The sequence below is a fragment of the Miltoncostaea oceani genome, assembly GCF_018141545.1.
GTDB classification, from domain to species: domain Bacteria; phylum Actinomycetota; class Thermoleophilia; order Miltoncostaeales; family Miltoncostaeaceae; genus Miltoncostaea; species Miltoncostaea oceani.
In genome coordinates this window covers 3226407-3239037 of the sequence record NZ_CP064356.1, presented here as the reverse complement: position 1 = coordinate 3239037, position 12631 = coordinate 3226407, and the positions used below count along the sequence as shown (strand labels likewise).

13 protein-coding genes and 1 pseudogene are annotated in these 12631 nt (G+C 73.9%); 11 read left to right on the top strand and 3 right to left on the bottom strand.

Translation table 11 applies throughout. The features are described from left to right. Nucleotides 1-30: 30 nt before the first annotated feature. Entirely contained in the window at nucleotides 31-588 is a 558-nt protein-coding gene (locus IU369_RS16510; protein WP_217922080.1) for a tyrosine-type recombinase/integrase, read from the bottom strand. Between IU369_RS16510 and IU369_RS16505 the strand changes: the two genes are divergently transcribed. From IU369_RS16505 to IU369_RS16495, 3 genes are all read left to right on the top strand, one after another. Further along, nucleotides 577-1275, top strand: a complete 699-nt coding sequence (locus IU369_RS16505) for an SMI1/KNR4 family protein (RefSeq protein WP_217922079.1) — start codon at nucleotides 577-579, stop codon at nucleotides 1273-1275. The two genes, IU369_RS16510 and IU369_RS16505, sit on opposite strands and share 12 nt — an antisense overlap. Before the next feature lie 385 nt (nucleotides 1276-1660). Beyond that, nucleotides 1661-2281, top strand: coding sequence for an SMI1/KNR4 family protein (locus tag IU369_RS16500; RefSeq protein WP_217922078.1), 621 nt, complete (start codon nucleotides 1661-1663; stop codon nucleotides 2279-2281). A gap of 58 nt (nucleotides 2282-2339) precedes the next feature. Further along, entirely contained in the window at nucleotides 2340-2969 is a 630-nt protein-coding gene (locus IU369_RS16495) for an SMI1/KNR4 family protein (RefSeq protein WP_217922077.1), read from the top strand. A 598-nt stretch (nucleotides 2970-3567) separates the two neighbouring features. On the opposite strand, the gene IU369_RS16490 is transcribed toward IU369_RS16495, so the two are convergent. Further along, nucleotides 3568-4050 carry a potassium channel family protein gene (locus tag IU369_RS16490; protein ID WP_217922076.1) on the bottom strand — a complete coding sequence of 161 codons (483 nt, stop codon included), beginning with the start codon at nucleotides 4048-4050 and terminating at the stop codon, nucleotides 3568-3570. A gap of 253 nt (nucleotides 4051-4303) precedes the next feature. Here IU369_RS16490 and IU369_RS16485 point away from each other — a divergent pair, with 253 nt between their 5' ends. The 4 genes and pseudogenes from IU369_RS16485 (at nucleotide 4304) to IU369_RS16470 (ending at nucleotide 7600) form a co-directional block, all read left to right on the top strand. Then, nucleotides 4304-5908: a choice-of-anchor I family protein gene (locus IU369_RS16485; RefSeq protein ID WP_217922075.1), complete on the top strand. Its 1605-nt coding sequence runs from the start codon at nucleotides 4304-4306 to the stop codon at nucleotides 5906-5908. Between the two features lie 180 nt (nucleotides 5909-6088). After that, nucleotides 6089-6691 (top strand): annotated as a pseudogene (locus IU369_RS16480) (phosphate ABC transporter ATP-binding protein); the annotation flags it as partial. A gap of 154 nt (nucleotides 6692-6845) precedes the next feature. Next, complete coding sequence (locus tag IU369_RS16475; protein ID WP_217922074.1) at nucleotides 6846-7064, top strand: hypothetical protein; 219 nt, start codon at nucleotides 6846-6848, stop codon at nucleotides 7062-7064. Continuing rightward, on the top strand, nucleotides 7061-7600 hold the full coding sequence (locus tag IU369_RS16470) for an OsmC family protein (RefSeq protein WP_217922073.1): 540 nt from the start codon (nucleotides 7061-7063) through the stop codon (nucleotides 7598-7600). The genes IU369_RS16475 and IU369_RS16470 overlap by 4 nt, the downstream gene beginning before the upstream one ends. Here IU369_RS16470 and IU369_RS16465 read toward each other — a convergent pair. After that, a complete protein-coding gene (locus IU369_RS16465; protein ID WP_217922072.1) occupies nucleotides 7573-8757 on the bottom strand; it encodes a VOC family protein in 1185 nt (394 codons plus the stop codon). The genes IU369_RS16470 and IU369_RS16465 overlap by 28 nt on opposite strands. A 163-nt stretch (nucleotides 8758-8920) precedes the next feature. Between IU369_RS16465 and IU369_RS16460 the strand changes: the two genes are divergently transcribed. Genes IU369_RS16460 through IU369_RS16445 form a run of 4 tightly spaced genes read left to right on the top strand, consistent with a single transcriptional unit; the run spans nucleotide 8921 to nucleotide 12586 of the window. Further along, a complete protein-coding gene (locus IU369_RS16460) occupies nucleotides 8921-9925 on the top strand; it encodes a substrate-binding domain-containing protein (protein ID WP_217922071.1) in 1005 nt (334 codons plus the stop codon). Then, nucleotides 9922-10722, top strand: a complete 801-nt coding sequence (modA, locus tag IU369_RS16455; protein ID WP_217922070.1) for a molybdate ABC transporter substrate-binding protein — start codon at nucleotides 9922-9924, stop codon at nucleotides 10720-10722. The genes IU369_RS16460 and modA overlap by 4 nt, the downstream gene beginning before the upstream one ends. Continuing rightward, a complete protein-coding gene (locus IU369_RS16450) occupies nucleotides 10719-11591 on the top strand; it encodes an ABC transporter permease (protein ID WP_217922069.1) in 873 nt (290 codons plus the stop codon). The genes modA and IU369_RS16450 overlap by 4 nt, the downstream gene beginning before the upstream one ends. Then, nucleotides 11534-12586: an ABC transporter ATP-binding protein gene (locus tag IU369_RS16445; RefSeq protein WP_217922068.1), complete on the top strand. Its 1053-nt coding sequence runs from the start codon at nucleotides 11534-11536 to the stop codon at nucleotides 12584-12586. The genes IU369_RS16450 and IU369_RS16445 overlap by 58 nt, the downstream gene beginning before the upstream one ends. The last annotated feature ends 45 nt before the right edge of the window (nucleotides 12587-12631 follow it).

Genomic DNA, 12631 nt, shown 5'->3' with positions numbered 1-12631 from the left:
ACGCGCCGGGCCTCGCGCGTCATCCCACGTCTACCCCACAGAGCTGGCGCCGGCCGCCCCGAAGAGATGGGTCTCGAGGGCCTCGGCAGCCTGACGGCGGGCCCCCTTGCAGAGGTGGCCGTAGCGCTTGAGGACGAGGCCTCCACCGTCGGAGTGGCCCATCTGCTCGGCGATGACCTTCACGTGGCAGCCGGCGGCGATCATCAGCGACGCGCCGGTGTGGCGGAGGTCGTGGAAGGTCAGCTCGGGGATCCCGGCCGCGCGGGCCGCCGGCGTGAAGATCCGCGCCATGAAGTTGTCGGCGTCGAAGGGTCCGCCGGTGCGCGAGGGGAAGAGGAACCCCTCCGGGGAATCGACCCTGGCGTCCTGCTGTTCTCCGATGAGGCGCACCGCAACCGGACCGACGTCGACGATCCTTCGTGAGGAGCGGGTCTTGGTAGCGACGCGCTCGCCCTCCTGGCACTGGCTGAACACCGACACCGCTCCGGCGTCCAGGTCGAGGTCACGGTCGCGGAGGCCGAGGATCTCCCCGCGGCGCAGCATCGTCAGGATCGCCAACGGAACGATCCGTGCGACGTGCTCGGGCATCCACGACTGGAGTTCCTCGGCTTCTGCCCAGGTGAGGAACCTGCCGCCCTCGGGGATCTGCTCTCGGTGATTGCGTTAAGCCAAGCCCTCGCCGAGTACGAGCGCGTTTGGGGCACCTTGCGGCCTGAGGGGGTGAAACCCCTCAGGCCCGGCGCCTCTCCGGAGACGGTGCGACAGACGCTCGCCGGGGCCGGCCTGCCGTCCCCGCAGGAGATCATCGACTGGTTCGGCTGGCACAACGGAAGCGGCGAGGGCTGGCTGTCGCAGCTTCCGAGCGTCTGGCACCTGCTGTCCCTCGACGAGGCCCTCGAGCACCGTGAGCAGGTACGGGAGGAGCGGCGTCGCTTCATCGCCACGCTCGGTCCGAGCGAGCCACCCGACGAGTGGGACGACCTGGATTTCCACTGGCACCACTCCTGGCTTCCGGTGCTGATGGGTGACGCGACCTATGTCGTCGCCGAGCTCAGGGCAGGCGGCGATGAGGTGCCGCTTCGGGCCTGGGCCAGCGACGCGCCTGAGGAGGCGAACGAGATGGCCTCGCCGTCGATGGCGTCGGTGATCGAGTATTGGACGGTCGTCCTCCGCTGCTGCACGCGATTGCGGACGGATGGACGCTTCCCCCACTGGGAGATCGACAGGGACCGCCGTCCGCCCGCTCCCGAATACGTCCCCCCGCAACTGCAATGACGCCTCGTCGCGCTCCCGTCTGTCGCCGCCCACGCCGTACGGGTTCAGCCGCGACCATGGCCATCTCGATGACGACGTTGTGGAGTTCGGAGACGTACTGGTCAGCAGGCCGCCCCATCGACCACGTTGAGGCTCGCGATAGAGGGTGTTCGTCTGCTCCGATCGCGACGGAGGGCGAGGGAGGACTGATCGGGGGCAGTGCGACGGCCGGTAGGCTCACGGCCGCCCATGAGCGATCCGCGAGGTTGCCAGAACGTCGGCCACCGTCTGTTCGCGTGGACTCCAGCCCCGTGGAGCCTGTTTCGCCGGCCGCCGTGACCGGAACCCACTTCCTGGACATCCCTCTTCCGAACCTCCGCGTCGCGGGGTTCGGCGTCTGCGGGCGATGACCGCTCTCGCGGATGCGCTCGTCCGGTACGAGGCGGTGTGGGCGTCGATCAAGCCCGCCGGCGTGCTTCCGCTCAGGCCAGGCATTCACGAAGACGCGACTCGGGAGGCCCTCGCTCGGGAGGGCCTCCCGGCGCCCGCCGAGATCCTCGACTGGTACGCCTGGCACGACGGCACCGACGACCGAGGGGCGTCGGCGCTGCCGAGCCGCTGGCAGCTCCTCGCCCTCGACGAGGCCCTGCACCAACGGCGCCGCCTCATCCAAACCGGCCATCGCGATGCCGCCAGTCTTGTCGCTGGCGAGATGTCGGCCGAGTGGTACGACCCCAGCCACTACTGGCGACCGTCGTGGTTGCCGATCCTCCTCGCTGACATGACCTATGCGGCCGCCGACCTCGACGCAGCGAGCCCGTCTGTGCCGGTTCGCTTCTGGGCCGCTGATGAGATGGAGCTGGCGCACGAAGGCGCGACGCCGTCGATGGTGAGCCTCTTCGAGTACTGGATCGCGGTGGCCCAACGGTGCACGCGATGGCAGGCGAAGGGAGACTCGGGCTACTGGGTGGTTGACGAAGACCGCCGTCCTCCGTATCCACCGGCGTTCCCCTATGGCTTCCGGTGACGTACCGCCACCTCGAGGCTCGCCGGAGGCACCGCCTTCGTGGCCAGATGTCGGGTCGGTGCCCCAGGTGACCCGTCTACGGCACGCGCTTGCTCTGTACGAGCACGTGTGGGGTGGCCTGCGGCCGGAGGGGGTGCGACCCCTCAGGCCGGGCGCGTCGCCGGAGACGGTGCGGCAGACGCTCGCCGGGGCCGGCCTGCCGGCCCCGCAGGAGATCATCGACTGGTTCGGCTGGCACAACGGAACCGACGACAGCTGGCTCTCGAAGCTTCCGAGCGTCTGGCATCTGCTGTCGCTCGACGAAGCGCTGAGGGAGCGCGAGGAGATCCGGCAGGAGCGGCGGCGGATGATCGCGGACTTTGGCCCGGGCGAGATGCCGGACGAGTGGTACGAACTGGACTTCCACTGGCACCGCTCATGGCTTCCGGTGCTGATCAGGGACTCGTCGTATGTCGTCGCCGAGCTCAAGGATGGTGGCGATGAGGTTCCGCTTCGATCATGGGCCCCGGAAGCGCCTGAGGAGGCGAATGAGGAGGCCTCAACGTCGATGGCGTCGGTGATTGAGCATTGGACGGTCGTCCTGCGCTGCTGCACCCGGTTACGGACCGACACGAGCTTCCCGCACTGGGAGATCGACGAGGATCGCCGGCCGCCGGCTCCTGAGAGCATCCCGTGGGCCCTGAAGTGAGCGAGTCTGGACGCCCCGCCAAGGGTACGGCCATCCTCGCCTCGTTGGCGTGGAGCCGTAACGAGCGCCGAGGCCCTAGGCGGCCGTTGCGTCCTCCGCTTCAACTGGTCATGGGTCTGCCCTGCCTGACCGCGCGGCTTGGTGGTGCTCAGAGATCGAGGCCTACCGCCATCGCTTCGAGACGCCCCTCGGAAGGACCCAGGCCACAGGCGAGCGGCGTCCGGACCACGGCCATGGCGAGGGTCTCGGTCGGCGGGCTAGGCGCATGACGCGGGACGAGCGAGCCCGCTGCGGCACTGGCCGAGACCTTCACAACAACCCGCGGTGACGCTCCTCATCCAACCCGGTCAATCCCACGCCTACCCCACAAAGCGAGCGCAGAAAGCCCTCTCCCGCCGCAGAACGGCCGTTGCCGGAAACCGATAAATTGCCTGCTATTAGCTGGAGAATGGTGCCTATGCGGGCATAGCGCACAACCGTCTCCACGTGCCTACGAAACCGGAGGTCACAGGTTCGAATCCTGTCTGGCGCATGACCGGCGGCCCCGTCCACGACGGGGCCCCCGCCCGTTGCGGCCCGACCCGGCCGCGCCGCCCGGTCAGCGGACGCGTTCCTCCAGGCGGGTCAGGCGGTCCTCGATCGCCCGCAGGTGGCGGAGCAGCTCGGCCTGGCGTTCGTCGTCCTCACGCTGCCGGTCCGTCGTCGCCCGGCGGCGGTTCTGGTCGATCAGCGTCGCCGTGACGATCCCCGTGAGGACGGGGAAGAACGCCATCGTGAACACGATCAGGGCCGACGCGACGCCGCGGCCCGCCGCGTTCGTCGGGACGACGTCGCCGTACCCCACGGTCCCCACCGTGACGACGGACCACCACAGCGCCTCCCCGAACGAGTCGAACGCGTCCCCGTCGACGACGTAGCCGAGGACCGCCCCGAGCGTCGCGACGACCACCGCCGAGACGGCGATCCACCCGAGCGCCGCGCGGGGGGTCATGCCGCCCAGCAGCATCCCCCGCCGCCGCCTCCTGCGCTCCTCCGCCCACCCGTGCGGCTGCGGCGGGTCGGTCACGTGAGGCTCGGGCATGTCGGCGGGTCCTCCCGGTGACGCGGACGCGGACGCCATCGTCGCCGCTCCCGCCGCCCCACCGCGTCACCCCGTCGGGATGAACCGGCCGAGCGCCTATGCCGCGGTGGTCGTCACCTCACGGGCCTGGCGGCGGCGCCCCGGCGCCCCGCGCCCCGAGGTGTTGCACGCCCTTCCCGACCTGGTCACCGCCGCGTAACCGGGCGCCTCCTAGCCTCGACGCGTCAGGCACCACGACGACTCGGAGGGGTGGATGAGGCGCACACGACGGAACCGGGCGGGCGCATGCGTGGCGGCGGCGGTGGTCGTGGGAGCGGCGGGCCTCGCGGCCGGCGCGGCCCACGGGGCGCCGTCCCCACGCGACATCGCGCTCACGCCTCTCGGCACGTACGGGACGGGCATCGCCGGCGGCACGTCCGGCGAGACCGCCGCCCTGCAGGGCACGCGGCTCTACGTCACCAACAGCACCGGCAACAGCCTCGACATCGTCGACGTCACCGACCCCGCCCGCCCCGTGCTCGAGCGGCGCGTCGACCTCTCCCCGTACGGTGCGGGGCCCAACAGCGTCGACGCCCGCCGGGGCCTCGTGGCGGTCGCCGTCGAGGCGTCCCCGATCACCGCGCCGGGGGCGGTGGTGTTCCTCACCCCCTCGGGGGAGTTCATCGCGCGCGCCACCGTCGGGTCGCTGCCCGACATGCTCACGTTCACGCCCGACGGCCGGCAGGTGCTCGTCGCGGACGAGGGCGAGGCACCCGCCTACGGACCCGGCGAGACGGACCCCGAGGGCTCCGTGTCCATCGTCGCCACGTCCGGCCTGACGCGGAGCGGTGGGCCCGAGGTCCGGCGCGTCGGCTTCGCCGACTTCGACGCCGGCGGCCCGCGGCACGGCGAGCTCCCGTCGGGGGTGCGCCTCAACGGCCCCGGGCCGACGGTCGCCCAGGACCTCGAGCCGGAGTACATCGCCGTCGACGAGGACGGCCGCACCGCCACCGTGACGCTGCAGGACAACAACGCGATCGCCCGCATCGACCTGCGCGCCGGCCGGGTCGTCTCGATCACGGCGCTCGGCTGGAACGACCACTCCGTCGCCGGTCAGGGGCTCGACCCCAGCGACCGCGGCGGCGGCATCTCCATCGGCACGTGGCCGGTGCGGGGGCTCTACATGCCCGACGCCCTCGCCGCGTTCCGGGTCCGGGGTCGCGACTACCTCATCTCCGCCAACGAGGGCGACGGCCGCGACCGGACCGGCTTCGGCGACGAGGTCCGGGTCGGCGCGTCCTCGGTCGTGCTCGACCCCGCCGCGTTCCCCGACGCCGCGGGCCTGAAGGCCCCCGCGGCCCTGGGCCGGCTGAACGTCTCCCGCACCGACGGCCTCACCGGCGGCGTGTACACGGCGCTCTACTCGTTCGGCGCCCGGTCCGCGACGATCTGGACGACCGCCGGCACCCGTGTGTGGGACAGCGGCGACCAGATCGAGCGTCGCATCGCCGCCGAGGTCCCCGCGGCCTTCAACGTCTCCAACGACGCGAACGTCGCGGACGACCGCAGCGACAACAAGGGTCCGGAGCCGGAGGGCGTCGCCGTCGGCACCGTCCGCGGCCGCACCTACGCGTTCGTCGGGCTCGAGCGGGTCGGCGGCCTGATGGTCTTCGACGTGTCGACGCCGGCCTCCCCGCGGCTCGTGCAGTGGGCGAACCGGCGCGACTACGGCCTGTCGCCGCTCGCACCCGGCCAGGACTCGGGTCCCGAGGTCGTCCACTTCGTGCCGGAGAAGGAGAGCCCCGTCCGGGCCCCGCTGGTCGTCGTCGCCAACGAGGTGAGCGGGACCGTCACGATGTACCGCGTCACGCAGGGCTGACCCCGGGGGGGCCGGCGCGCCGTCCGCCGACGGCGCCGGCCCCCGCGGCCGGTCCCGCGGGCTCCGCATCGCCCCGCGGCGGACGCTCGGCGGCGCGCGTGCCGCGTCCCCCTCCGGCCCCGCCACAGCACGGGGACAGCGCTGAAACACGGGCGCCGCCGGAGTAACCGCCACGTGACATCCCGCTGCCATGGACAGGTGCTGCTGCGTGGCCGGGACGTGTACGGACGCGGCGCCGACCCGGTCGCGATCCGCCAGGCGATCGGGATGGTCTTCCAGCGTCCCAACCCGTTCCCGACGAAGTCCATCGCCGACAACGTGTGGGCGGGTCCCCGCTACACGCGGATGCGGCTGCGCCGCGACGCGCGGGAGGAGCTGCTGGAGAGGACCCTCCGCGGCGCCGGCCTCTGGGACGAGGTCAAGAACCGCCTCGGGGCGCCCGCGGGCGGCCTGTCCGGCGGGCAGCAGCAGCGCCTCTGCATCGCCCGCGCCCTCGCGGTCGAGCCCGACGTCCTGCTGATGGACGAACCGTGCTCCGCGCTCGACCCCCAGTCGACCCTGCGGATCGAGGAGCTCATCGCGGAGCTGAGGGGGCGTCTGACGATCGTGATCGTCACCCACAACATGCAGCAGGCCGCCCGCGTGTCGGACCGGACGGCGTTCTTCACGATCGAGAACGAGGGTGAGCCCGGCCGACTCGTCGAGGCGGGGCCGACCGGGGTGATCTTCAGCACCCCGACCCACCCGAGCACCGAGGCCTACGTGTCGGGCCGCTTCGGGTGACCGCCCACCCGCCGGCATCGGGTTCGGGGCGGGTCCGGGCACCCGTGCGGCTTCCTACGGTGCCCGGCCCGTAGAACGAACCGTCGAACGGACGTCGCCCCCCGTCTAGCCTCGTCCCCCGGACGCCGCACCGTACGCCAGGAGGAACGCCCCCATGTCCCCGCCGAGGACGCCCACCGAGCCCATCCCATGTCCGAGCTGCGGGGTCGCGCCGACGACGCCCGCCCCCGGCCCGGGCGCCGCGGACGACAGCGACGTCGTCGAGACGCACTGCGAGTGGTGCGGCGCCGAGTACCCGGTCCCCCGGGGCGACGACCACGTCCACGGCGCCGGCGAGGGAGGACCCGGGCCCGCGGAGCCGGGGTCGCGATGACCACCGCCGATCCCCCCGGCCGGCGGATGCCGTCCGCCCCCGCGCCCCCGATGTCCTACGCGGTGCGTGCGAGGACCGTCCGCCCCGGCCGATCCGAGATCGACGCCGGGGGGAGCCGGATCGCGTTCGACAGCTCCCCCGCACCCGGCGACGAGCTGCCCGGGCCCGCGGAGCTCCTCGCGGGTGCGTTCGCGGCCTGCCTCCTCAAGAACGTGGAGCGGTTCTCGCAGATACTGCCCTTCGCCCACGCCGGGGCGTCGGTGACCGTGGAGATCGAGCGTCAGGACTCGCCGCCGCGTTTCACGCGCATCCGGTACGAGCTGAGGGTCGTCACCGACGAGGAGCCACGCCGCGTCGCCCTCCTCCACCACAACCTCCGGAAGCACGGCACCGTCTACAACACGCTGGCGGGCGTCTGCGAGGTCACCGGGGAACTGATCGCCGACCCCGTCCCCCCCGGCGAGCGCGCCGCACGCGCCGCCGGGCCGGCCGGGGTCGGGAACGTCGCCTACCGCTTCGCGCCGGGCGGGTCGTAGCCGAAGGGGTGGAGCTGGGCGAAGGGGTACGCCGGCTGCTCGATGAGCTGGAAGCGGATGCCCTCGAAGTCGCGGAGCTCGATCACCCGCCGGCTGCCGAAGGCGGACCCGAAGTCCCACTCCTCCGGGCGGCTGAACGTGAAGCGCCGCTTCCTCGCCCACGGGTTCGCGCGCAGCATCCGGTGGCACTCGTCGATGTCGTCGACCTGGAACGCGCAGCGCACCATCCCGCGGTGCGTCGGCTCCCGGTACGGGGTCGCGAGGCTCGGGGAGACGTCCCACTGCAGGTAGTCGTGGTTCACCCGCGTGTTGCCCCGCGCCAGCATGAACACGCCGTCGAACGTCGAGTTCGACCCGTCGCCGCCGTAGACGTTCGGGCTCCCCGGCGGCGGCTGGCTGATGCCGGTGCTGAAGTCGAGGCCCAGCACCTCCAGGAAGAACGGCAGGTTCCGGTCGAGGTCGGCGGTGTTGAAGTTCATGTAGAGCAGCGACCGCTCCACCCCGAGGCCGAAGAACTGGTTGAACACGCCCTCGTGGTCGGGGGCTGTGAACGCCGTGTACCGCGATGACGGGAACTGCGGGTGCAGGGGCGGCCGGATGAAGTCGGAGTTCGGCAGGATCGGCTGCGTCCCCTGGGCGATCACCGCCTCCCGCGTCGCGTCGAGGTCGACGCACATCTGGACCATCCGGTTGAAGCCGACGTGCCCGTACGACGCGTGGGCCACCCCGACCGGCGCCGGGTTCTTCCACTCGACGAGGTGGAGCATCGGGGCGTTCGCGTCCTCGTCGGAGTCGCGCAGCATCACGCCCTCGAAGCGGCCGCCGCGGATCCCGAGGCTCGGGAAGTCCTGGTCCGCGCTCGTCTCCGCCACGACCCGCAGCCTCGTCGTCCCCTCGTACCAGGCGCGCGCCCTCGCGAGGTCCGCGACGTTCAGGTCCCAGTGCGACGTGCGGTTCAGCCGGTCGTGCAGGCTCGCGTCGCGACGCGCGCCGGGGCCGCCCTTCCCGCCCGACGCCAGGGCCGAGCCGGCGCCGGTCAGCAGGCCGCCGCCCGCCGCCGCCGCGGCACCCGTCGCGGCGGCCCGCCTCAGGAACGCCGAACGGGTCGACCCGTCCGCCGCGGGGACGTGCGCCGCCGGGTCCGTCTCGTGGTCCATCGTCATCGCGTCGCGCCCTTCGTCGGGGGAACGGGTCGCCCCCGACCGTAGGAGCCGGGGGCCGGTACCGACAGGGCGTGCCGACCACGATCGGGGGAACGCGAACGCGCATCGCCCCCGCCACCGTTGCGCCGGTATCCCGTCATCGGGATAGGATCCCGTCATGGCGAACGCCCTGCGCCGCGCCCGGGAGCGAATCCCCCTCACCCAGGCGGGCCTCGCCGCCCGCGCCGGCGTGACGCGACAGGTGATCGGCGCCGCCGAGGCGGGCCGGCACGTGCCGTCGGTCGACGCAGCCCTGCGCATCGCGCGCGCCCTCGGGGCCACCGTCGAGGACCTGTTCGGGCACCCCGCCGACGTCGTCCCCGCCGACGGCCTCGCCGACGGGACCCCCGTTGTCGTCGCCCGCGTCGGCGACCGCCCCGTCGCACACGCCCTCGCTGGGCTGGTCGCCGGCGACGGCGCCTGGGCGGCCCCCGACGGCGTCGCCGACGGCGGGACCGTGCGCCTCGTGCCCGGGGCCGCGCCGGAGGGCCTCGTGGTCGTCGGCTGCGACCCGATCCTCGGCCTCTGCGCCGCCCTTATCGGCGCCCACGGACCCCGCCGCCTCGTCGCGGTGCCCGGCACCACCGGCACCGCCATCGCGGCGCTCGCCGAGGGGCGGGCGCACGCCGGCCTCGTCCACGGACCCGAAAGCCGGCTCCCCGCCGCGCCCGCGGGCGTCCGGCGCATCCACCTGACGCGGTGGGAGGTCGGCGTCGGCGTCCACCCCGACCACGACCGGGGCGCCCTCGAGCCGCTCCTGCGCGGGGACGTCCCGTTCATCCAGCGGGAGGACTCCGCCGCGAGCCAGCAGGCCCTCGCCCGCGCCGCCGGCGACCGCCTCCCCGCGGCCGCCGCCCGCGCCGCCGGCCACGTCGACGCCGCCCGCCGCGCCGCGCTCACCGGCGGGGCGGCCGTGACGTTCGCCCCCGCCGCACGCCACCACGGCCTCGGCTTCATCCCCCTCGAGACCCACGTCGTGGAGATCTGGATCGACGAGCGCCACACGGCGCACCCCGGCGCCGACGCGCTCCTCGGCCTGCTCGGGACCGACGCATTCCGTGCGCGCGCCGGCCTCATCGGCGGGTACGACCTGGAGGCCGTCGGCCGGGAGGCGTCCGCGTGACCGGCGCCGCCACGGCCGGCGCCCGTGCCCTCGCCGCCGCGCTCGCCGCGGCCGTCCTGCTCGCCGTCGCCGTCGCCGGCACCGCCCGCGCGGCCGAACCGACCGTCTACGCCGCCGCGTCCCTGACCGAGGCGCTCCCGCAGATCACGCCCGCGGCGCGGTACAGCTTCGCCGGCTCCGACACCCTCGCCCTGCAGATCCGGCGGGGAGCGCCCGCGGACGTCTTCGCGTCGGCGGCGCCGGACCTCACCCGGGACCTCCACCGCGACGGCCTGGTCGAGGCGCCGCGGCCCCTCGCCTACAACCGCCTCGTCGTCGTCGTCCCGCGGTCGAACCCCGCCGGGATCGACTCGGTGTACGACCTCGGCCGCGACGGGGTCGCGGTGGTCCTGGCCGACACGAGCGTCCCCGTCGGCGCCTACAGCCGCGCGGCGCTCACCGACCTCGGCCTCACCCACGCCCTCGACAACGTCGTCAGCCGGGAACCCGACGTCCGCGACGTGCTCGGCAAGGTCGCGCTCGGCCAGGCCGACGCCGGCCTCGTCTACTCCACCGACGCACGCGTCGCGGGGTCCCGGGTGACGGCCCTCCCGATCCCGGCCTTCGCGCAGCCCGAGATCCGGTACGAGATCGCGGTCGTCGCGTCGGGCGGCGACCGGTCGGAGGCACGCGACCTCGTCGCCCGGGCGACGGGACCGGCGGGGCGCGCCGTCCTCGCCCGCGCCGGCTTCCTCCTGCGGCCGCCGCCGGCGCCGGCGCCCCGGCGGTCCCTCACGCGCGACGTGATCGGGTGGTGACCGCCGGGGACGCCGGACACCGCCGGTCCCCCCTCCGGCCCGGGTCGCTGCGGCCGTTCACGATCCTGCTCGTCCTGGCGGTCGTCGCGACGCTCGCGTTCCTCGTGGTCCCGATCGTCGCGATCTTCACGGAGAGCCCGCCGACGCGGATGCTCGGCCACCTCGACGACCCCGTCGTCGTCGACGCGCTCATCGTCACCCTCAAGACCAACGCGATCGCGTTCGGGCTGACCCTCCTCGTCGGGACCCCCGCCGCCTACCTCCTCGGGCGCCGGCGGTTCCCCGGCCGCAGCGTCCTCATCACCCTCGTCGAGCTCCCCCTCGTGCTGCCCCCCGCCGTCGCCGGCATCGGCCTGCTCGCCGCCTTCGGGCGGGCCGGGCTCCTCGGCGAGGAGGTGTCGGCCCTCGGCATCGACCTCGCGTTCACCCAGGCGGCTGTCGTGCTCGCCGTCATGTTCGTCGCCGGCCCGTTCTACGTGCGCCAGGCGATCGCGTCGTTCGAGGCCCTCGACGACGACCTCCTCCTCGCGGCCCGTACGCTCGGCGCGGGACCGGGCCGGACCTTCTGGCGCGTCGCGCTCCCCCTCAGCGCCAACGGCCTCGGCGCCGGCGCCGCGTTGTGCCTCGCCCGGGGGATCGGGGAGTTCGGGGCGACGATCATGTTCGCGGGTAGCCTCCAGGGCGTCACCCAGACCGTGACCCTCGCGATCTACGACGCCCTCAACCTCGACGTCGAGGTGGCGCTCGCCATCGGCGGCCTGCTCGTCGTCATCAGCGCGGTCGTCCTCCTCAGCCTGAAGCTGGTGCTCCTGTGGCGCTCCTCCGACTCGACATCCGGGTTCCGCTACGCCACTTCGAGCTCGGGGTAGCGCTCGAGGCCGGCGACGGGGAGACCGTCGCCCTCGTCGGGCCGTCGGGGGCGGGCAAGACGACGGTGCTGCGGGCGATCGCGGGGGCGGTGCGCCCCCGGTCGGGGCGCGTCACCCTCGGCGACCGGGCGCTCTTCGACGCGGAGCGGGGCATCGACCTGCCGCCCGAGGACCGCGGGGTCGGCTACGTCTTCCAGGAGTACGCGCTCTTCCCCCACATGACGGTGCGCCAGAACGTCGCGTTCGCGGGGCCCGGCCGGGTCGACGACCTGCTGGAGCGGTTCGGCATCGCCCACCTCGCGGCCGCGCGGCCGCGGGCCCTGTCCGGGGGGGAGCGCCAGCGGGTGGGGCTCGCCCGGGCGATCGCGAGCGACCCCGGGGTCCTGCTGTTCGACGAGCCCCTCTCCGCCCTCGACGCCCACACCCGCGACCGGGTCCGGGGGGAGCTCGCCGGCCTGCTGCGCGAGCTGCGCCTGCCGACCCTCCTCGTGACCCACGACATCGACGACGCCACCGCCCTCGCCGACCGCGTCGGCGTGGTCTCCGCCGGCCGGGTGCTGCAGATGGGGACCCCCGCCGAGCTCCTCGACGCACCCGCCGACGCCTTCGTCGCGAGCTTCGTGGGGAGCAACCTGATGCCCGGCACCGCGCGACGCGTCGGCGGCCGGCTGGAGGTGGTGCTGGAGCAGGGGGCCGTCATCCACGCCGCCGCCGGCCCCGACGGGCCGGTGGGGGCGGTGGTGCACCCGTGGGACGTCACAATCGGCGCCGACGGCCCGCCCGCGCCCGGCCTCAACGTGATCCGCGCCCCCGTCGCGGCCGTCACCCCTCGCGGCGACCGGGTCCGGGTGCGCGTCGGCCCCCTCGTCGCCGAGGTCGGGGCGGCCGAGGTCGCCCGCCTCGGCCTCGCCCCCGGTCGCGTCGTCCGCGCCAGCTTCACGCCCGAGGCGACCCGTCTGGTGCCGCTCGGCGGGCGGCCACCCGACGGGGCGTGAGCCGTCCGTCGTATCCTGGCGACGGTGGCCGCGGACGGCGGCCCG